Annotated in this window: 22 protein-coding genes; 13 read left to right on the top strand and 9 right to left on the bottom strand. The window is 35.6% G+C overall.

Annotated elements, in window-relative coordinates; genetic code table 11:
* Window positions 1-18 precede the first annotated feature (18 nt).
* The 6 genes from ACTB0X_RS11415 to ACTB0X_RS11390 all read left to right on the top strand — a co-directional run bounded on the left by ACTB0X_RS11415 (window position 19) and on the right by ACTB0X_RS11390 (window position 5,690).
* A complete protein-coding gene (locus ACTB0X_RS11415) occupies window positions 19-417 on the top strand; it encodes a hypothetical protein (protein WP_463025153.1) in 399 nt (132 codons plus the stop codon).
* Window positions 418-472: 55 nt separating this feature from the next.
* On the top strand, window positions 473-1,468 hold the full coding sequence (locus tag ACTB0X_RS11410) for a hypothetical protein (RefSeq protein WP_463025152.1): 996 nt from the start codon (window positions 473-475) through the stop codon (window positions 1,466-1,468).
* Between the two features lie 142 nt (window positions 1,469-1,610).
* A complete protein-coding gene (locus ACTB0X_RS11405; RefSeq protein ID WP_463025151.1) occupies window positions 1,611-2,285 on the top strand; it encodes an MbnP family protein in 675 nt (224 codons plus the stop codon).
* Between the two features lie 24 nt (window positions 2,286-2,309).
* Entirely contained in the window at window positions 2,310-3,092 is a 783-nt protein-coding gene (locus tag ACTB0X_RS11400; protein WP_463025150.1) for an MbnP family protein, read from the top strand.
* Window positions 3,093-3,232: 140 nt separating this feature from the next.
* A complete protein-coding gene (locus ACTB0X_RS11395; RefSeq protein ID WP_463025149.1) occupies window positions 3,233-4,372 on the top strand; it encodes a cytochrome-c peroxidase in 1,140 nt (379 codons plus the stop codon).
* A 166-nt stretch (window positions 4,373-4,538) separates the two neighbouring features.
* On the top strand, window positions 4,539-5,690 hold the full coding sequence (locus ACTB0X_RS11390; protein ID WP_463025148.1) for a cytochrome-c peroxidase: 1,152 nt from the start codon (window positions 4,539-4,541) through the stop codon (window positions 5,688-5,690).
* 76 nt (window positions 5,691-5,766) lie between these two features.
* On the opposite strand, the gene ACTB0X_RS11385 is transcribed toward ACTB0X_RS11390, so the two are convergent.
* From ACTB0X_RS11385 to ACTB0X_RS11360, 6 genes are all read right to left on the bottom strand, one after another.
* Window positions 5,767-7,299 carry a dihydrolipoyl dehydrogenase family protein gene (locus tag ACTB0X_RS11385; RefSeq protein ID WP_463025147.1) on the bottom strand — a complete coding sequence of 511 codons (1,533 nt, stop codon included), beginning with the start codon at window positions 7,297-7,299 and terminating at the stop codon, window positions 5,767-5,769.
* 150 nt (window positions 7,300-7,449) lie between these two features.
* Window positions 7,450-8,268 carry an FKBP-type peptidyl-prolyl cis-trans isomerase gene (locus tag ACTB0X_RS11380; RefSeq protein ID WP_463025146.1) on the bottom strand — a complete coding sequence of 273 codons (819 nt, stop codon included), beginning with the start codon at window positions 8,266-8,268 and terminating at the stop codon, window positions 7,450-7,452.
* The gene (locus ACTB0X_RS11375; RefSeq protein WP_463025145.1) at window positions 8,268-9,143 is read right to left on the bottom strand and encodes an FKBP-type peptidyl-prolyl cis-trans isomerase; all 876 of its coding nucleotides are present in this window, start codon (window positions 9,141-9,143) and stop codon (window positions 8,268-8,270) included. Before ACTB0X_RS11375 ends, ACTB0X_RS11380 begins: the two co-directional genes overlap by 1 nt.
* Window position 9,144: 1 nt before the next feature.
* Window positions 9,145-9,996 carry an FKBP-type peptidyl-prolyl cis-trans isomerase gene (locus ACTB0X_RS11370; RefSeq protein ID WP_463025144.1) on the bottom strand — a complete coding sequence of 284 codons (852 nt, stop codon included), beginning with the start codon at window positions 9,994-9,996 and terminating at the stop codon, window positions 9,145-9,147.
* Window positions 9,993-10,517 carry an FKBP-type peptidyl-prolyl cis-trans isomerase gene (locus ACTB0X_RS11365; protein WP_463025143.1) on the bottom strand — a complete coding sequence of 175 codons (525 nt, stop codon included), beginning with the start codon at window positions 10,515-10,517 and terminating at the stop codon, window positions 9,993-9,995. Before ACTB0X_RS11365 ends, ACTB0X_RS11370 begins: the two co-directional genes overlap by 4 nt.
* Window positions 10,518-10,521: 4 nt before the next feature.
* Window positions 10,522-11,541: a DHH family phosphoesterase gene (locus ACTB0X_RS11360; protein WP_463025142.1), complete on the bottom strand. Its 1,020-nt coding sequence runs from the start codon at window positions 11,539-11,541 to the stop codon at window positions 10,522-10,524.
* Between the two features lie 174 nt (window positions 11,542-11,715).
* On the opposite strand from ACTB0X_RS11360, the gene ACTB0X_RS11355 reads away from it, so the two are divergent.
* A complete protein-coding gene (locus tag ACTB0X_RS11355; RefSeq protein ID WP_463025141.1) occupies window positions 11,716-13,020 on the top strand; it encodes a DEAD/DEAH box helicase in 1,305 nt (434 codons plus the stop codon).
* A gap of 35 nt (window positions 13,021-13,055) precedes the next feature.
* On the opposite strand, the gene ACTB0X_RS11350 is transcribed toward ACTB0X_RS11355, so the two are convergent.
* Window positions 13,056-13,223 (bottom strand): hypothetical protein, encoded by a 168-nt coding sequence (locus ACTB0X_RS11350; protein ID WP_463025140.1) that lies wholly within the window; start codon window positions 13,221-13,223, stop codon window positions 13,056-13,058.
* A 158-nt stretch (window positions 13,224-13,381) separates the two neighbouring features.
* Here ACTB0X_RS11350 and ACTB0X_RS11345 point away from each other — a divergent pair, with 158 nt between their 5' ends.
* The 4 genes from ACTB0X_RS11345 (at window position 13,382) to ACTB0X_RS11330 (ending at window position 15,670) form a co-directional block, all read left to right on the top strand.
* Window positions 13,382-14,056, top strand: coding sequence for an RluA family pseudouridine synthase (locus tag ACTB0X_RS11345; RefSeq protein WP_463025139.1), 675 nt, complete (start codon window positions 13,382-13,384; stop codon window positions 14,054-14,056).
* A gap of 73 nt (window positions 14,057-14,129) precedes the next feature.
* Complete coding sequence (locus ACTB0X_RS11340) at window positions 14,130-14,714, top strand: hypothetical protein (protein WP_463025138.1); 585 nt, start codon at window positions 14,130-14,132, stop codon at window positions 14,712-14,714.
* On the top strand, window positions 14,707-15,147 hold the full coding sequence (locus tag ACTB0X_RS11335; RefSeq protein ID WP_463025137.1) for an acyl-CoA thioesterase: 441 nt from the start codon (window positions 14,707-14,709) through the stop codon (window positions 15,145-15,147). The genes ACTB0X_RS11340 and ACTB0X_RS11335 overlap by 8 nt, the downstream gene beginning before the upstream one ends.
* 40 nt (window positions 15,148-15,187) lie before the next feature.
* Entirely contained in the window at window positions 15,188-15,670 is a 483-nt protein-coding gene (locus ACTB0X_RS11330; protein ID WP_463025136.1) for a DUF6495 family protein, read from the top strand.
* On the opposite strand, the gene ACTB0X_RS11325 is transcribed toward ACTB0X_RS11330, so the two are convergent.
* Together ACTB0X_RS11325 and pdxH are read right to left on the bottom strand one after the other, a co-directional pair.
* Window positions 15,667-16,905 (bottom strand): glycosyltransferase family 2 protein, encoded by a 1,239-nt coding sequence (locus ACTB0X_RS11325; protein ID WP_463025135.1) that lies wholly within the window; start codon window positions 16,903-16,905, stop codon window positions 15,667-15,669. The two genes, ACTB0X_RS11330 and ACTB0X_RS11325, sit on opposite strands and share 4 nt — an antisense overlap.
* 3 nt (window positions 16,906-16,908) lie before the next feature.
* The gene (pdxH, locus tag ACTB0X_RS11320; RefSeq protein WP_463025134.1) at window positions 16,909-17,556 is read right to left on the bottom strand and encodes a pyridoxamine 5'-phosphate oxidase; all 648 of its coding nucleotides are present in this window, start codon (window positions 17,554-17,556) and stop codon (window positions 16,909-16,911) included.
* Window positions 17,557-17,690: 134 nt separating this feature from the next.
* Here pdxH and ACTB0X_RS11315 point away from each other — a divergent pair, with 134 nt between their 5' ends.
* Together ACTB0X_RS11315 and ACTB0X_RS11310 are read left to right on the top strand one after the other, a co-directional pair.
* On the top strand, window positions 17,691-18,287 hold the full coding sequence (locus tag ACTB0X_RS11315) for a YqgE/AlgH family protein (RefSeq protein ID WP_463025133.1): 597 nt from the start codon (window positions 17,691-17,693) through the stop codon (window positions 18,285-18,287).
* Window positions 18,288-18,333: 46 nt separating this feature from the next.
* Window positions 18,334-19,221 (top strand): YihY/virulence factor BrkB family protein, encoded by an 888-nt coding sequence (locus tag ACTB0X_RS11310; RefSeq protein ID WP_463025132.1) that lies wholly within the window; start codon window positions 18,334-18,336, stop codon window positions 19,219-19,221.
* Window positions 19,222-19,247 lie beyond the last annotated feature (26 nt).

Genomic DNA, 19,247 nt, shown 5'->3' with positions numbered 1-19,247 from the left:
AAAGCTAACTTTGAATGAATGTTAAAAGTACTCCAAATATTAGGCACCTACCTATTACTACCACTTTTTTTAGTGGGTACTCTCCATTATTCCATCGTTACATTCAATTTTCAGCTGAACCAAGAATCCATCACTGAAGAGTTTTGTGTGAATAAAGACAAACCTGAGCTAGCTTGTGGTGGACAATGTCATTTTATGAAACAAATGACTGATCTTAAAAAGGCGGATGAAGGACAACATGGAGATAAAAAAGCCACTCATGATGACCGAACCGTTATTCTTTATTATGACACCATCTCCAAGATGGTAAATTTTCAACTATTCAAGAAATTCTTATTCCCTTCTTTTGACTCTAAATTGTTAGAAGGTCATACTTATTCTGCACTTGCACCTCCGGACTCTAATTTTCTAGTATAATCCGGAGTGGTTATTTAACCACTAAATAGTTCGTATACAGTAGAAATGAGTAACAATGAAAGTTAAAAACCAATTGAGTGTTTTGGCTTTTGTGGTATTTCTTTTGATTTCCGAGGTAGCACTATCCTGCGACTTATGCAGTATATATGTTGGCATCCGCCCTGATGACTATAAAAGTTCATTCGGCATGGTGCACCGCTACAGAAGTTTTGCGAAAGATTTTGAAGCCACTGTGCCTATAAGTACACTTGATAAGCATGGAGCACAATTCTCCACAGAGCCTTACAGTTTAGAAGAGGTTTACAACAGCTATGACCTTTGGCTCAAGTATTTTGTAAACCCAAGAGTCCAAATAGATGCTTCATTGTCATTCTCAGATAATTATTTGGGAAAAAATGACAGCATGACCAATTCCATTTCAGGACCAGGAGATCTTTTAATACTAACTAAATATCAAGTATATAACAGCAAGCTATGCAAAGATACCAGCGATTGGGTAAAACGATTTACGGTGGGAGCCGGTATAAAATTACCGACTGGAACCTACAATAAATCGTATACCAATTACCCTATTACTAGTAAAACAAAAGGCATCTCATATGGAGATCCAGAAACAATACTAGATCCTCACATGCAATCTGGTTCAGGATCTGTTGATTTTATTTTAATGATGGAAGGTATTCTAATGATTCATAATGTGGGAATTAACGCCAATGTGAGTTATAAAATAAATACCATTAATAAAAATAATTTTCGCTTTGCCAACCGATTCAATTTTAATCCGTCTTTGTTCTATATTCAACAAATCAAAGACGCGAGATTGATGCCAACCCTAGGAGCAGCTTATGAAAGAAGTAATAGAGATACTGACAATGGTCAGGAGTATTTTGCTTCAGGTGGTGAGACGTTATTTGGAAATATGGGATTAACTTTATTCTATAAAAAGGTTTCTATTGGAGCAACTTATTTCACTCCCCTTTACGAGTCGTTGTATGACAACCAGTTGAATAACAAAATGCGATTAATTACTGAATTGAACTATTATTTTTAAACCTCATGATGAAATCAACTTTTCAATTAAAACACATTTTTGGGATAGTAATTGTTTGCTTAATCTTTCTCCTACAGGGATGTTCACCAGATGATGAGGACGATGATGATATATATGTTGAACCAATTTATTCCACTTACATGTGCTAAACTTTGATCATCAAGTGGATGGAAAAAAAATGGAGTTAAATAGCACTAATAAGCCGTATACCAACGCAATGGGTCAGTCGTACAATGTTTCTAAATTAAGGTATTTAGTGTCAAACATTACATTGCACCAAGTCAATGGCGCTCAGATTAAATTAGACGATTACTTTTTTGTAGATCTTTCTAAACCAGAAACATTCGAGTATACTCCATCAATTCAGGTACCTTATGGGAGCTATAGTGGAATCTCCTATACTTTTGGATTTGATGAGCAAGCCAATATCAGTGGAAAATACACAGATCTGAATGCTGCAAATTGGAGTTGGCCGGAGATGTTAGGTGGTGGATACCACTTTATGCAGTTGGAAGGACAATTCATTGATTCAAAAAATAATAGTGCTCCGTTTGCCACTCATATGGGGACTGCTAAAAAAGTAGATAGCTCAGGTACTTCATTTGAAGCAAATCATTTTACACACTTCATTCGAAATTCAAATTTTGAAGCGAATAAGCCGTTAAATATTGTTTTAACAATGAATATAAACGAGTGGTATACGAATCCAACAAATTGGGACTTTAATAATTACGGAGCAGGTGTTATGCCGATCTATGAAGCCCAAAAATTATTAAACTCAAACGGTAAAAGTGTTTTTACCGCAACAATCAATTAAATTAACGACAATAAAATTATAGATATGAAAACTTTTAAATTCAAATATTTAGCAATATTTCTGACAGTAGGAGCTCTAGTTTTTACGGGTTGTAAAAAAGAGGATAAAGATACTCAGTTTTACAAATCAACAGTTTCTTTCAACCATGTGTCAGGAAGCAATGCAGTAACATTGAATGCAGCAAACACTCCATACACCAATGCGATGGGACAGAAATACAACGTTTCTAAATTGAGGTATTTAATCTCTAACGTTACCTTACATCATTCTAATGGATCAAGTGTAGAGTTAGCACAGTACTTTTTTGTTGACATTTCTAAATCCGAAACATTAACGTTTTCTCCTTCTGAAGACATTCCAGAAGGAAATTACACTGGAATTTCATACACCTTTGGATTTGACAAAGAAGACAATGTAAATGCGGCTTACCCTGAATTAAATGTAGCCAACTGGAACTGGCCTGACATGTTAGGTGGAGGATATCACTTTATGCAGTTGGAAGGAGGTTTCATAGACAGCTCTAATTCAAGTGCTGCACTTGCAACACATATGGGAACTGCTCGAAAATTCGATTCAAACAATGATCCTATTTTTGAAGAAAATCACTTTACTGTTACAATTCCTAATTCAAGTTTTGTAGTAAATGGAAACTTTGAGATCGAATTTACAATGGACATCAATGAATGGTATACCAATCCAACGAATTGGGATTTCAATCAATATGGAGCAGGGATTATGCCAATTTATGATGCTCAAAAATTGTTAAACACCAACGGCAAGGATGTTTTTACTGCTGTAAAAAAGTAAGTTAGAAGTCGCTCATTTATAAAGCATAAGTGAGCGACTTATTATTATCACAACCAATTGAAATGATCTTTGTTATATATAAAAAAGTTTATATTAAATGAAGTAATCTTACATTAGTTAGAGTAATTAATTTTTTGAACATGAAGATAGTCGATACTAAAATACCCTTAATAATGGCGATGATCGGGATACTATTCGCGGTGAGTTGTGTAGATGATGATCCGATTGAACCAATTCAGCAACCTCCTTGTGATACATGCGATCAGAATTATGTTCCGACTCCGTATAATTTGAAATTACCACCTTTCTTCTCTGTGGTTCCTGATCCAAAGATTCCAAAAGATAATCCATTTACAGTGGAGGGAATAGCTTTAGGAAAGAAGTTATTTTATGAAAAGAAACTATCCATAAATAATACAATTTCATGTTCTAGTTGTCACGATCCTAATTTTTCATTTAATGATCAAGGGGTTGCATTTAGCCTTGGTGCGATGGGACAACAAGGTATTATCAATGCTATGCCCCTGTTTAACCTTATTTATGCTGACAGCTACAACTGGAATGGAAATGCAGAATCATTAGAGCAACAGATTTTTGGACCAGTTAAACATCCTTTAGAAATGATGGAGTCTTGGCCAAATGTTGCTAACAAACTTCAGAGTGATCCTGCGTATGTCAATTTATTCAAGAAGGCATTTCCAAATCAAGCCATTGATTCCAATACAACGGTGAAAGCTATTGCTCAATTTTTGAGAACCTTAATCAGTGGCAATAGTCCTGCTGACAATGAGTTTGGGAGTCAATTGGGTTACCCTGTAACAGGAAGATTGTTAACTGCTGAGGAAAAAAGAGGCTTTCAAGTTTTTAGTGACCAAGAAGGTGGAGATTGTGAGCATTGCCATGGAAATCGTTACAACCCTTTATGGACAGAGTACACTTTTAAAAACAATGGATTGGACGCTTCCCCAGATTCGGGACGTGCTGCAGTTACTAAGTTAGCCTCTGATGTTGGAAAATTCAAAGTCCCATCACTGAGAAACCTTATTTACACTGCACCATACATGCACGATGGTCGATTCAATACACTGGAAGAGGTGGTTGACTTTTATGATCAAGATGTTGAACCAAATTCACCAAACATTAGTCCAGATATGTTTCACAGAACTGGAGCTAATGGACACATTATAAACTTATCCCCTCAAAATAAGCGCGATTTAGTGGCTTTCTTGAAAGCATTGTCTGATCCTTCTTTTGTAACAAATCCTGATTACAGGCCATAGTCTCTATATAAACAATAAATATTAAAACAGGCTGACTCATTTGAGTCAGCCTGTTTTGTATAATAGCTTAAATATTATTTTTCCTTCTTTTGAATAAAGTAGTACATTTTAATTGAATATCTTTATCAAAATCAGACAATCTATTAAAGGATAGAGTCTAATAAGTATGATCTTAAAAAAAGGATTTTCCAAATTTATTTTCACGTCAGCAATAGTATTAATACTATTTACCAGCAGTTGCATAGATGACGACCCTATTGAACCAATAGAAATTACTCGTTTAACAAATTGTGATACTTGTATAAATGAACCAACACCATATACTTTAAAGACACCTCCATACTTCGATGCTTTTACTACAAAACCAAAAATCCCAAAAGAGAATCCATTTACATTAGAAGGAATAGCTTTAGGAAAGAAACTATTTTATGAAAAGAAACTATCCATAAATAATACGATTTCATGTTCTAATTGTCATGATCCTAATTTTGCATTTAATGATGCAGGAAAAGCATTTAGTTTAGGTGCAATGAGACAGCAAGGCATAATCAATGCTATGCCATTATTCAATCTCATCTATGCCGAAAGTTACAACTGGAACGGTAGTGCTAAAACATTAGAAGAACAGATTTTTGGACCTGTTAAACATCCATTAGAAATGATGGAATCTTGGCCAAATGTTGCTCTAAAACTTCAGAGCGATCCTATCTATATCAATTTATTCAAAAGAGCATTTCCTAAAGAGGCCATCGACTCCAATACAACTGTGAAAGCTATTGCTCAATTTTTGAGAACCTTAATCAGTAGTAACAGTCCTGCTGACAATGAGTTTAGTGCTTATGAAGGATTCCCCGTAAATGGAAGGTTACTAACGTTAGAAGAAAGAAGAGGTTTTCAAGTGTTTATTGATCCAAATGGTGGAGATTGCACACATTGTCATGGCGACCAGTATAATCCTTTATGGACGGACTTTTCTTTTTCTAACAATGGTTTAGACACCTATCCAGATTCAGGAAGAGCAGCAATTACTAAGTTAGCCTCTGATGTTGGAAAATTCAAAGTTCCATCACTGAGAAACCTTATTTACACTGCACCATACATGCACGATGGTCGATTCAATACACTGGAAGAGGTGGTTGACTTTTATGATCAAGATGTTGAACCAAACTCGCCTAATATTAGTCCTCAAATGTTTCACAGAACTGGAGCTAATGGACACATTATAAACTTATCCCCTCAAAATAAAAGGGATTTAGTGGCTTTTTTGAAAGCATTGTCCGACCCTTCTTTTGTAACAAATCCTGATTACAGGCCTTAGGAACATCATTTACCATATATCAAAACAGGCTGGCTCAAATGAGTCAGCCTGTTTTGTATAGTGAAATAAATTAAATTTATTTGCTATTGTCTAATTCTGCAATATCATCCACCACCTTATGATGAGCGATTACATTTAGTGGAATCCGTTCTCCATTTACCAATCGGTAACACTTTAGTTTGTCTTTAAAGACCGAGGACTTATAAATACTTTTTCCTAAAAGCATCCGAACACATTCTTGAATTCCTTCTACAATGGATGGATGAGGGTGAATCATATGTGCCAATTCTTCAATCCCTTTACCCATATACATTAATAAAGCGATAGACTGAATCGCACTAGAGGCATGTTCACCGACAGCACGCATCCCTAATACTTTCATTTCATCGTCATCAGAAACTATAATTTTAAAAAATCCATTGGTTTTTCGCATGGCAATCGCTCGAGCGATGGTGGAATAATCCACTTTAGAAACTCGTATTGGAATATTCTGTTCAACTGCTTGTTGAACATTTATTCCAACCGCTGCAACTTCAGGATTCAAAAACATTATGGTAGAAATGTTGGAGTATTGGATTGGTTTTACTGCAAAATCTGCAAACATCCGCACAACAGCATGACGAGCTTCTCTTTCTCCAACATTTACCAACGCCAAATTTCCTGATACATCCCCAACTGCATATATGTGTGGAACATTTGTTTGTGTATCTGTATCTCCGATGTGAACTCCACGTTTGCTCATTGCAACACCAGCATTTGAAAGATTTAAATTTTCAATATTAGGCACTCGTCCAATTGAAAGCATCGCCTTATCCACTTGGATTACTTCTCTTGTTCCATCATTATTTTCTAATTCATACTCTACACCGCCATCCTTGTGTTCCATACGAATCAACTGAGAACCACGGTGAATAACTACACCATTCTCTTCCAAGTTTGTAGCTACCATATCGGCTACATCATCGTCTTCAAAAGGAAGAATTCGTTCAGCTTTATCAATCAGGTATACCTTCGTTTGTCCAAAGTTGGAAAACATTGCTGCAAATTCACAACCGATGACCCCTGCACCCAGAATTACCATGCTTTTAGGGAAACTATCAATGTGTAAAATACCATCAGAAGTCAAGATGTTCTTTTCGTCAACATCAATATTAGGGATGACTCTTGGTCGGCTACCGGTAGCAATAACAGTATAATCTGCGAAAACTACCATTTCATCACCATTTGGCTTTTTGATTAGAATTTCTTTGGATGTTTGGAAACTGGCATCTCCTCTTTCATAAGTAATGAGGTCTGTTTCAGAATGAATAATTCTTAAATGACAAGAGAGTTGGAACTTTCGTTCAAATAATGCTTCTTCGATTATATTTTTGACTTCATCAAAAGTCATGTCAATCCGTCTATCCTGACCTATGGTTTCTCTAACTGTTCTTATTTTGTTAGAGAGTTCCCACATCGTTTTTGAGGCTAGAGCTCCATCATAGATGCCATATCCCCCTAATTTAGATTTCTCTATTAAGATTACTTTTTTACCGAAATCTATTGCTCTCATGGCGGCGGCATAACCTGCAGGCCCTCCTCCAATAACGCATAAGTCATATTTTTCCATGAACAAATAAGCTAATTCACATTAAAAAAATCTTCTCTTTCAAAGGTATGCATTCATTTTTAAAATCAATAAATTGAAATTAAAACATTAAACACTTAATTGTTGATAGCCTTAAAAGAAAAAGGTCTTGGTTAAACCAAGACCTTTTCATTATTTTATATCCACCAATACGACATCAAAAATTAAGGTGGCATTTGGCGGTATCACCTTGCCTGCTCCTCTTTCGCCATAAGCGAGTGATGCAGGAATTATTAATCGTGATTTATCTCCTTTGTGCATTTTTAAAATGGCTTCATCCCATCCTTTAATTACACTGCCGTTACCAACAGGAAACTCTATCGGTTTTCCTCGGTCAACAGAAGAATCGAACAATTTACCATCTACTAAATATCCAGAATAGTCTACAGACACCATTTGACCTCTATTGGGTAAAATACTATCTGTATTCTCTATTATTTTTATCATTTTGAGACCTGAAGAAAATGAGGTTGTATCTAATCCTTTTACAATAAAAGGTTTCGCTCCATCTTTCACATTCAACACATCGACATCAAAAATCAAAGTAGAATTTGCAGGAATACTTCCTTGAGCTTTGCTTCCGTAGCCAAGTTCAGCAGGAATAGTGAACGTTGCTTTGTCGCCTACTTTTAGGTAACTCAAGCCTTCATCCCAACCTCCGATAACCATACCACCACCAACTTTAAACGTAAATGGCTCATTTCTATCTTTAGATGAATCGAACTTTGTACTGTCCGTTAAAAAACCAGTATAGTGAACGGTAACCACTTTACCAGAATCTACTGACTCTCCTGTACCCAATTCATTTAACACATAACTTAACCCCGAAGGAGTAGTGATGACTTTACCAGTTTCTCTATTTTCTTTCTTGGTAGAATTTCCTTTGAAAACACTACAAGCAGTCAAAACTGACAAACCGATTGTTAAAGATAAAAATGTTATTTTTTTCATTAGTCTACTACTTCAATTAATTCTACTTCAAACAATAAGGTAGAAAACCCAGGAATTGGGCCGTTGTCTTGTGGTCCATATGCTAAACTTGATGGAATAATCAATTTTGCTTTTCCACCTTCTTTCATCATGGCTACACCTTCATCCCATCCACGGATAACGTTTCCTACACCCAATTGAAATTCAAATGGCTCACCTCTATCTACAGAAGAATCAAATTTAGTCCCGTCTAAGAACATACCTGTATAATGTACTTTCACAGTTTTACCTGATTCAGCAGCTTTTCCTGTTCCTTTAGTTTCAGAAATGAAGTATAAACCTGAAGCAGTTGGTTCTACTGTAACTTGATTTGCTTCAATGTAAGCGGCCATAGATTCTTGTTCTTTCAACGCTTTTTGAGCATTTCCAGCTTCTGCTTTTTGTCTTGCTTCTTCTTCTGATTCTACTTCGTTCAATTTAACAGTAAAGTATAACACTTCAGCTGAATCAATAAATTCAGGCATTGGCGCTCCAACTGTTTTTGTGAAGAAGTCATAAGCACCAGCAATAATAACTGCACTATCTCCTACTCTTAGGCTTCTAAATCCGTTCATAATATCGCCAACGAAAGCTGCAGTATCCAATTGCAATCGGAATGGTGCTCCATTATCTGCGGTATTCATTAACGTAGAATCTTTAGTACCGTATTTCAAACTCATTGTCAAGATATCACCTTTTTGGGCTTCTCTTGCGCCTTCTACTCTACTTTCATATTTGATGTATAAACCATCTTCTAATTTTGTAAAACCGGGAAATTCTGATTTTTCACCACATGCTACTAAAGCTGATGATACTACTAAACCTGCTGCAATACTCTTTAAAAATTTGTTTTTCATTTTAATTTGTGTGTGTTACTTTTTTAACGAAAATTTTATAGGCTACTGGAGTATAAGGTGGAACGATTCCTTTTACCGATCCCTCTGCTCCAAAAGCAAGATGCGAAGGTAATATAATTTTCACACTTTCTCCTTCAGATAAACCATTAATTCCTTGCTCTATTCCACTGATAACTTGATCGCTCATTCCATAGGTAATCTCCAGAGAATTATCTCCTTTTTTTGAGTCAAATACATAACCATCAAGAAACTGACCATCATACTCTAATGTCACTATATCGCCAAATTTAATAGGTGTTTGGGTACTCTTTATTTCTGACTTTTTATATATGCCTTTATCCTTAATATAAGCATCTCGATCTGGTTGTCTAGAAAGGTAATTTTTGATGTCAACATCTTCATTATTGAAACGTTTTTCTAATCCTTCCAGCAACTTATTTTTTAAATTATCTTCAGTTATAAAATCCAATGCTCTGATTCTTAATTCAAGTAACTTTTCACTATTTTCAGTTAATCGATCAAACCCAAATGCCTCAAAGAGTAATTTTTCTTGAATAATCAAGTGAAAAGAATCTCCTAAATGCAAATGATTCAGCGCTTCATACAATGGTGACTCTTTATAGTATTCAACAAAATAGGGAAAGTTCGGTACATAATGTATCGTATCGCCCATAGTATCTGCAATAGTGATATAACACAACAAGTACTGAGTCAATTGAATGGAATCTATATTTTCACCAAATGCCATCAATTTAAATTGGGTACCATCTGGCAAAATATCGACCTCTTTCTTAGGCTTTTTGCACGCAAGGACACTTAAAATAATTGCAAGAATTAATAGAAATTTTTTCATCTTAAAGCTAATAATTCTATGGTGTAAATTAAAGTAGATTGTGGTGGTATTCCATTCCTGTCGCCACTCATGCCAAATGCTAAATGAGGGGGGAGAATAAACTCTGCCTTCTCTCCCACTTTCATCAGCTGCAGCGCTTGATGCAATCCTGTTTCCACATCTGATTTCTCAATAAAAAACTCCAAATTCCGACCCTGCTCGTATTCCATTACTGGCTCTCCATCCAAAAATCGAATGGTGTATTTTATCTTGACCTGATCACCTACTTTGGGAATGACTCCAATTCCTTCATTTATTACTGCATGTCGCAATCCGGTTCCAGTGGTTTCAAATGTGTATTCGGAACTCTCAATATAGGTCGCAATCTCATCGTCTGATTTCTGAATAAATTTCTTGTGCGATTCAATCATTGCCTCCTCAAAATTCTTTTTGCTTGAATACTGCAATTCTTGCTTTTGCTCCTGGCTATTGCACGAAGTAAAAAGAAACCCAAAAACAATAAAAATCAGAATTGATTTCATTCTATTATTTAGTAACATTTGGAAATTCTTCCTTTAATATGGTTATTAATTTTTCTATCGTTTCTTCTAAAGAAATATAAGAGATCCCGCCTGCAGCATTTACGTGTCCGCCGCCTTCAAAATAGGTATTGGCGATTCCATTTACAGCAATATCTCCCTTAGATCGAAAAGACATCTTCACTTTATCATCTTTGGATGAAAGAAAAACAGAAACTTTAATTTCTTGAATAGACAATGGGTAATTCACGATCCCTTCAGTGTCTCCTTTTTGATAATTGAATCGTTGCAATTCTTCCTCAGAAAGTCCAATAATTGAAAACCCGTGTTCTTTGAATAATCGCATTTTATCACTGATGGCATACCCCAAGAGTCTCAATCGTTGCTCAGTAGAGCTATCATAAATATTTCGATGAATGGCTGCATTGTCAATTCCTGTGGCAATTAGATTCGCAATAACATGATGTGTAGACGCTGTTGTAGACGAGAATCGGAATGATCCTGTATCAGTCATAATGCCCACATATAACGCTTGAGCGATGGCTGGATTCATCAAATCCAAGTGTGGAGTTTGAGCAATTAACTCATATATTAACTGAGCAGTTGAGCTGGCATCTGTTTCAATGTATTCGAATTCTGCAAAATGCTCTGGCTCTTGATGGTGATCGATGTTAAATTTCTTGGCTTTTGAATTGGTCAACAATTCTGTCAAATCACCTACTCGATTTAATCCATTAAAATCCAAACAAAATAACCAATCTGCATTTTCAATAGCAGAAGTTGCTTTCCCTGATTGATATTCGAAATTGATAATTTGATCACTCCCTTCTAACCAATTCAAAAAACTTGGTGGGCGATCAGGAGTAATCACACTAACTTGATGACCCAATTGATTTAGAAAATGATACATTCCTAGAGAAGAACCGATCGAATCTCCATCAGGAGATTTATGAGAAAGTATACAAATCCGTTGTTTTTTTCCTATTAATTCACTGAAATGACCTAAGTCAACGTTTTTAAAATCCATTCTTCAAAAATAAGATAAAATAGAGTAATTCAGGAATCGAAGTTGTAAGTTTCAACTTTCTACTTGCTTCAATCTCCAAGATTTTTTTTATTTAAAATCAATTAATGGGATTGAACTGAATAGATGCTCTATCTAATGAATTATCCGTAATTTCACTGCAAAAATATTTGCACTTTGAATTTTACTGATTTTGGCTTACATCCTACTGTAAACGAGGCCCTCGAAGCGATGGGTTTTGAAAACCCTACTCCTGTTCAAGAAAAAGCCATCCCCGAAATATTGAAAATGAAAGACGTTATTGCTTGTGCCCAAACAGGTACAGGTAAAACTGCTGCATTTTTGTTGCCCATTATTCACAAAATCGTGAGCGGTGAAGGTGGTAATCTAAATACTATAATTATAGCGCCAACAAGAGAATTAGCGCAACAAATCGACCAGCAACTGGAAGGTTTTAGTTATTTCAGCGGCATCAGTTCTATCGCCATTTATGGTGGTGGATCTGGAAGTGTTTTCGACCAAGAAAAAACAGCGTTAACTACCGGTGCTGATATTATTGTAGCGACTCCGGGGCGATTGTTGTCTCACTTAAATTTAGGTTATGCTAAATTGGATAATGTGAAACATTTGATATTAGACGAAGCGGATCGCATGATGGACATGGGATTCAACGATGATATTAAAAAAATTATTGAATACCTTCCGAAGAAGAAACAAACCATTATGTTTTCGGCGACTATGCCTCCTAAAATTAGAAGTCTGGCAAAAGAAAGCATGATTGATCCTGTAGAAATTAGCATTGCGATTTCTAAAATGGCAGAAGGTGTAGTTCAAGAAGCATACTTAATTGATGATTCTCAAAAAATTGGATTACTTGAGACCTTAATTAAAGGAAAAAAAGACTTGAGAAGCATTGTCATCTTTACTTCACGAAAAGTGAATGTGAACGACATCAAACGAAACTTAAGAAAATTAGGATTAGATGCGGATGGGATCCAATCTGATTTGGATCAAACACAGCGAGAGGAAGTATTGAGACGCTTCAAAAATCAAAAATTAAAAATTCTGGTTGGTACTGATATTATTTCAAGAGGAATAGATATCGACAGCATTGATTTGGTAATTAATTACGATGTTCCTGGTGATGCTGAAGACTATGTACACCGAGTAGGAAGAACTGCAAGAGCTCAATCTACAGGAACTGCATGGACATTTATCAATAGTAGAGATGTTTACAACTTCAAGAAAATTGAGCAATTGATTAATATGGAAGTTCCGAAGATTCCTTTACCAGAAGGTTTTTCTGCAGGACCAGCCTATGATGCTAATTCTGAAAGACCAAAGAGCAACAATAACAACAAGAAAAATAACAACAACCGAAATAAGAAGAAGAGCTTTAAGCCGAAGAGTGATCAATCAACGACTCCTTCAGGTGAGAAGAAGATTGCCTATCCGATGAAGAAAAAGCCGGAACAAGAATAAACGAAAAGCGCATTGAAAAATGCGCTTTTTTGGTTTTAATTACCTGTTTCTTTTTTCATTAATACCACAATCGCATTGCTGTTTTCGCTACTGATAGAGACGGCTATCCATCCTTCAGCTGCTAAATCATTAATGCGTCCTTCAAACTTTTCGATGCTTTCGAAGAGTCCTTTTTTAATGATTCTATAGGTCAGTTTCGGCATTGTAAGATATCTTTAATTGAGCATTAAATGTAGAACAAATTCTGAATATAGAAGCGTGTTAAATGGTAAAATATTTCAATTAAACTATTTAATTCAATTACCTTCGAATTTGAATTAATAAACACTTTTTAAACTTAATTCTTCAATAAAACTGTGATATGTCAATGCTAAATTTGGAAGTTATAGAAGAGAACAACGATTACATTGTTGTAAATAAAACAGCAGGTCTAATTAGTGAGAAAAGTCCATTCGAGGACATCACAGTGGAGAACCAAGTTTTTCAATACCTTTTAAAGCATAAACCCAAGCCTTATGTTGGAGTAATTCATCGATTAGATCGTGTGACGAGTGGAATCTTGATTTTTGCGAAGAAAAAAAGTGTGTTGGTCAAATTTAATGAGCTATTTAGCAGCCGAAAAGTCCAAAAGACCTATTTGGCAATTGTGGTAAAAAAACCACCAAAAACCAAAGGGACTTTAACCCACCTTTTGGTGAAAAACCAACTAGAAAAAAGAGCGGATATTGTCAAAACAAAATCAAAAGAGGCTCAAGAATGCATGCTTAGCTATGAATTAATAGACCAAAATGAGTTTGGCTATTTATTAGAAATAAAACCCAAGACCGGCAGGTTTCATCAAATCAGAGCTCAATTGGCTCATATTGGATCACCCATTATTGGTGATGAAAAATATAGTTCGGATAAAGAATACATGCCACTTTCCATTGGTCTTCATTCTTGGAAATTGACTTATCAAAACTCAGCATCTAAAGAATTTAAAACTTTCAAAGCTCCTTTACCCAACAACGACTATTGGCAGTTTGGGGCTGTTTGATTCTTTTAAAAATTACTTTTAGTATTGAATGGGTGATATAATCTTCCCTACTTTTACAAAAAAATAAAAACCATTGCAGTTTACAGATGCAGAGCTTCAGGCGATACAGAACCAATCCTTTTTTAAGGTAAAAGCAACTGCCCTTGAAAAAATAGAGCAGCAATTTGCAGAAATAGTGAATGAAATGGAAATCATTTATTCACAACATGCCACTTCCATTTCGTATGCTCCCAAAAAGGTATTTTCAAAGATTAGTAGGGGAGAAAATTTAAATCTACTGCCTTTTTTGATTCTTGACTTTCCCAAAAAATTTACTAAATCCGAGGTCTTTTCATTTCGATTGCTTTTTTGGTGGGGAAAAGGGTTTACTCTTTTTCTACATTTAAAAAATAATGAACTTCAATCTGTTATCGAAAAGGCGCTGCACTATTCCGATCAACTGGCAAAGTTGAAAACTAAAATTTCAACTCGAGGAGACGAATGGAGTCACGATATAGAATCAGATAATTATCAAACTTTAACCAACGTTTCTACCGTTCAAGATATCGATTTTGTTAAATTTGCATGGTTCCTTCAATTCTCTCATTATTCTGAATTAAAGGACTTTACCAATCAAAGAATATCACAAATTTTAAGTATAATCTCTCATCATGAGTAAAATAGACTTTTCGCTTTTCAAACATACCACTGAATTCACTGTCCGATTTATGGACATAGATGCACTCAACCACGTTAATAATGCGCGTTACTTAAACTACTTAGAAGAAGCGCGTATCAATTACTCTAGAGATGTATTGAACACATACAAAAACATTAGTGATGTAACTGTATTGGTTGCTCGTGTTGAAATTGATTACCTCTCTCCAATTATGTTTGGCAGTATCGCCAAAGTCTACACCAGAGTAAGTCGTATGGGGACTAAGAGTTTTACTTTTGAATGTGTCATCGCTGGCATTAGAGATGGGAAAGAAACCATTGCAGCGCATTCTATTGTCACGATGGTTAGTTTTGATGCAAAATCTGGCAAGTCTGTTGAAATACTGCCTGCTGTAAAAGAAAAAATAAAATCGTTTGAAGGTAATTTGGATTAAATTTTATTTTTAGCCAATTATTTTTATCTTTCTATCCATTATGAAGTATAGATACTTAACCGACGAAGAATTAAAACTACTTGAAAAAGATTTCATCCAATTTCTTGTCGCTAACGGAATTGATAACGACGAATGGGTTCGAATCAACAAAGAGAGCAAAGACAATGCGTTGGAAATTGTTGGGCTGTTCAGCGATGTAGTCATCGAAAAGGCATTGGAAAATGTATCCTATTTAGAGCATAGAACGCCAAAAAGCTTAAAACTATTTCATTGTAAAAAAGATCAGATTTCATTGATAGGATTAGATATTGATGAGGCGAGCAGTTTAGATTTTACTGTAAGAGATAGCGCTGAGAATGCATTAACAACAGGAACAGACGCCATTAAAAGTTATAAAACATCAAAAGAATACGCAGGAAGCAGAGCAGAAGAATTGTTTAAAATGATGGATGCCGGCTGCTACATTGTAGATGGTAAATTCTACAACAGTCTAAACCACTTGCGAAAAGCGCGACAAAATTAATTGTTGTCTACTTTCCTATAAGCCAGTAATAAATCATGGCTATTATTTGGATTATTGGCCACCTTCAGTACCGTCAATAATTCCTTTGCCACTTGATGGATCGACTCATTTGGATAATGATGATCTCGAGCAAAGTGTACATACTTTAGCAATTGAAAGGCATCGAACCACGCATAAAATCGCTTGATAAAAGTAGGTTCACTCGCCGACTCTCGTTTGATTTCTGTCAATTTTGTCACCAAATACTCCTTGCCAAAAAAGGAAATAATAGACTTTGGCAATTGATCCACTTGATCGAAAGATTGATAAAAGCCCGCCACACGACAGGTCAGTTTCTGCAAATCGTAAAACGATTGCATGCTATAAGTTAAGAATTGAATTTCTTTAGAGGCTACTCGTTCTCCAATGGCTCTACCAGTCCCAAAAGGCACTCGATCAGAAACTCGAGGAGAGGGATAAACACAAGTGGTATTTAACTCATAAATAGGCCCTAATTGAATAAACTTCTGAAGAAAGTAAAAATCCTCTCCTGCTTTGCGCTTATTCATTCCGCCTTGCTTGCAATAATCCAATACATTTACAGCCATAGACGAACCAACCGTATGGTATCCGTATGGCAAACCAGCATAGGTAATTAAATTTTTATACACTCTTAAATGCAGTTCATAATCAGTAATGTAAGCGTAAATCTGAGCACTGTATTCTTCTCCATTTAACGGATGCTCAAATCGAATACTCATTGCCGTTGGAGAATGCTTTATAAATGCTTTCTCAATCTCTTTTAAATAGTTGGGAGCGCATGTACAATCGGCATCAAAACAAACAATGATACCTTTTTCTTGATTGATTTTAGCAAAACGAGCGACCGCTTCATCCATTCCTATTTTACGGGCCAACCCAACTCCTGCATGTTTTTTAGGCAGTTCGTTATTAAGAATACAGTGAAACTTTAGCTGTCCATCATACGTTGAAACAAAATCATGGAATACATCCCTCGTTAATTGATTTTGCTGTTTTATTGACTTTTCGGCCATTTCAGATGCATTGATCACCAAAATTACTTCGACTCCATTTTGGGTCGGGTCGCAATTAGCTAATGCATTTAGAGTAGGAAGAATATCAGGTTCATTGTGAACAGGAACAACCACAGACAACAATAAATTGTTCTCAGGAGCTGACTGAATCAAATCGGAATACAACCGTTGCTTGGAAAGGTAACGCTCTAAAAAAGTCATAAATTAGGGAGCCAATCGATCAATTGTCCATTTACCATTCACTTTCTCGAAATGCAAACGATCGTGCAAACGAGAAGCCCTGCCTTGCCAAAACTCATACCTATCCGGTATGATACAGTATCCGCCCCAATGTTCTGGTCGTGGAACTGGTTGTCCTTCAAATTTGGTTGTAAAGTGGGCTACATTCTCTTCTATCGTTGCTCTTGAAGCAATTTTTGAACTTTGATTGCTTGCCCATGCTCCAATCTGACTTTCTCTTGGTCTGGAGTTGAAATAGTCGTCACTAACTTTAGCGTCTACTTTTTCTGCTGTTCCCGAAATCCGAACTTGACGATCTAATTCTATCCAATAAAAATTAACCGCTACATCTTGTCCATGAGCAATGTCATTTCCTTTTTTTGAATTGTAATTGGTAAAAAAGGTCAATCCATTCTCATCAAAATCCCGCAATAACACCACTCGAGAATCAGGTTTCCCATTGTGCACTGTAGAAAGTACAAATGCATTTGGGTCTTTGTGTTGTTTTTCAAATGCATCTTTAATCCATTCTTGCATTATCTCAACTGGATTATTTGGAACATCTGAGAAATCCAATGTTCCAAAATTAAAGTCGCGGCGCACCGTTTCTACTTCTTTTCTTATATCAGCCATCATTTTTAATTTTAGTCTATTCTTAATCTAGAAATGATCGATTTATCACACTTGTAAAGGTCGGAAGAAATAAAAACTGGAAGAAATTAAAAGCAATAAAATTCAGAATTATTACATTTGAGAAAACCTTGAAAATGGAATTGAATCCTTTAAACTACAGTATCAAGAAATTGAATGCGTTGCCGATCGAGCAAGGAAGGTTATTAATTGCAGAACCTTTTATGCAAGACCCTCATTTCAAACGTTCAATTGTACTTATTTGTGAACATAACTCTGATGGTACTGTAGGAATGGTGATTAATAAAACGGTTGGACTTAAAATAAACGAGGTCTTAGAAGACTTCCCTCCTTTTGATGCTGAAGTATTTTTGGGCGGACCTGTGCAAGCTCAGCGATTGTTTTTCATTCATACGAAAGGCGATTTAATTCCAAAAAGCATTCACATTCAAGAAGATCTGTATTGGTCAGGAGAATTTAATTTTTTAAAAGAACTGATTAAAAAAGAATTGATTACAACGAAAGACATTCGATTCTTTTTGGGATATGCGGGTTGGGAACCAGATCAAATCAAAGAAGAACTGAAAGAAGAATCGTGGTTAATTATGTCAGCAACGAATGAATTGCTTTTTGGAAATACAGATGCTGACGATTTATGGGCAACTGTTTTAAAGGAAAAAGGAGATCAATTTGCGATGATGGCTAACTTCCCCGAAGATCCATCATATAATTAGCAATTCATTTGATTGCTTTAAATTTGCTTTTATTTAACCTCCATTGATGTCCATTTTTCAAGTTATTATTGCTTCCATAAAGGATTATAGAAATTACAATCCACTTGCATTGGCATCCTCTACTGCGTTTTTCTCTTTGTTTGCCTTACCTCCTATTTTAATCATAATCAGTAAAGTATTAGGTACGTTCACTACTCCAGATTTGATTAGTGGAGAATTATTTGGCCAATTATCTAGTTATTTTGGCGACAAAACTGCTAACCAAATTAAAGTGGTATTTGAAAACTTCCAATCCATTGCAGACGCACCCCTTACTTCTATCTTAGTGTTTGTGTTCATGATGTTTGTAGCGACTACCTTATTCAAATTGATTAAGGATTCCATCAATTTATTATGGGGATTTAAACCAAAAGCGAATCAACCCTTTTTAACAGCCATTTTTGAGCGATTACTCTCTTTTTTTTTATTAATTATTGCAGGGGTTATCTTCCTGTTTTCCCTAGTATCGGACACCTTTTTGACTTTTCTAGGCAGTTTTGTCGCGCTATACAATCCAGATTGGAACATCTTACTGATTAAAAGCATCAATGCACTATTTTCCATTCTCTCCATCTCATTGTGGTTTAGCCTACTGTTTAAGGTTTTGCCAAATGCCAAAATAAAAATAAAACCTGCTGTTATAGGCGGTTTCTTTACTTCTATTCTTTTTACCATTGGAAAATTTATTCTAGGGAGGGTCTTAATCAACAGCAACATTGATTCCATATTTGGAGCTTCAGGAAGTGTCGTTTTATTGCTATTGTTTGTTTTTTATTCCTCTTTAATTTTCTATTTTGGAGCAGTTTTTACAAACAATTATGCTGCTGCAATAAACCAAGAAGTAAAACCAGGATTTTATGCAGTAAAAGTAAATACTAGCGAAGTGAAGTTGTAACTTTATTGGCATTTAACTTGCAACGT

The sequence above is a fragment of the Acidiluteibacter sp. genome, assembly GCF_055129545.1.
Note: the sequence above shows the minus strand (reverse complement) of the source record. Positions and strands in the feature narration are given on the sequence as shown.

What these genes read in the sequence shown, in the direction of transcription:
- ACTB0X_RS11410 (WP_463025152.1), top strand. Translation starts at nt 473, where the DNA reads ATGAAAGTTAAAAACCAATTGAGTGTTTTGGCTTTTGTGGTATTTCTT.
- ACTB0X_RS11345 (WP_463025139.1), top strand. Translation starts at nt 13,382, where the DNA reads ATGTCAATGCTAAATTTGGAAGTTATAGAAGAGAACAACGATTACATT.
- ACTB0X_RS11370 (WP_463025144.1), bottom strand. Translation starts at nt 9,996, where the DNA reads ATGAAAAAATTTCTATTAATTCTTGCAATTATTTTAAGTGTCCTTGCG.
- ACTB0X_RS11375 (WP_463025145.1), bottom strand. Translation starts at nt 9,143, where the DNA reads ATGAAAAACAAATTTTTAAAGAGTATTGCAGCAGGTTTAGTAGTATCA.
- ACTB0X_RS11310 (WP_463025132.1), top strand. Translation starts at nt 18,334, where the DNA reads ATGTCCATTTTTCAAGTTATTATTGCTTCCATAAAGGATTATAGAAAT.
- ACTB0X_RS11400 (WP_463025150.1), top strand. Translation starts at nt 2,310, where the DNA reads ATGAAAACTTTTAAATTCAAATATTTAGCAATATTTCTGACAGTAGGA.
- ACTB0X_RS11365 (WP_463025143.1), bottom strand. Translation starts at nt 10,517, where the DNA reads ATGAAATCAATTCTGATTTTTATTGTTTTTGGGTTTCTTTTTACTTCG.
- ACTB0X_RS11390 (WP_463025148.1), top strand. Translation starts at nt 4,539, where the DNA reads ATGATCTTAAAAAAAGGATTTTCCAAATTTATTTTCACGTCAGCAATA.
- ACTB0X_RS11330 (WP_463025136.1), top strand. Translation starts at nt 15,188, where the DNA reads ATGAAGTATAGATACTTAACCGACGAAGAATTAAAACTACTTGAAAAA.
- ACTB0X_RS11385 (WP_463025147.1), bottom strand. Translation starts at nt 7,299, where the DNA reads ATGGAAAAATATGACTTATGCGTTATTGGAGGAGGGCCTGCAGGTTAT.
- ACTB0X_RS11395 (WP_463025149.1), top strand. Translation starts at nt 3,233, where the DNA reads ATGAAGATAGTCGATACTAAAATACCCTTAATAATGGCGATGATCGGG.
- pdxH (WP_463025134.1), bottom strand. Translation starts at nt 17,556, where the DNA reads ATGGCTGATATAAGAAAAGAAGTAGAAACGGTGCGCCGCGACTTTAAT.
- ACTB0X_RS11325 (WP_463025135.1), bottom strand. Translation starts at nt 16,905, where the DNA reads ATGACTTTTTTAGAGCGTTACCTTTCCAAGCAACGGTTGTATTCCGAT.
- ACTB0X_RS11335 (WP_463025137.1), top strand. Translation starts at nt 14,707, where the DNA reads ATGAGTAAAATAGACTTTTCGCTTTTCAAACATACCACTGAATTCACT.
- ACTB0X_RS11315 (WP_463025133.1), top strand. Translation starts at nt 17,691, where the DNA reads ATGGAATTGAATCCTTTAAACTACAGTATCAAGAAATTGAATGCGTTG.
- ACTB0X_RS11380 (WP_463025146.1), bottom strand. Translation starts at nt 8,268, where the DNA reads ATGAAAAAAATAACATTTTTATCTTTAACAATCGGTTTGTCAGTTTTG.
- ACTB0X_RS11415 (WP_463025153.1), top strand. Translation starts at nt 19, where the DNA reads ATGTTAAAAGTACTCCAAATATTAGGCACCTACCTATTACTACCACTT.
- ACTB0X_RS11360 (WP_463025142.1), bottom strand. Translation starts at nt 11,541, where the DNA reads ATGGATTTTAAAAACGTTGACTTAGGTCATTTCAGTGAATTAATAGGA.
- ACTB0X_RS11350 (WP_463025140.1), bottom strand. Translation starts at nt 13,223, where the DNA reads ATGCCGAAACTGACCTATAGAATCATTAAAAAAGGACTCTTCGAAAGC.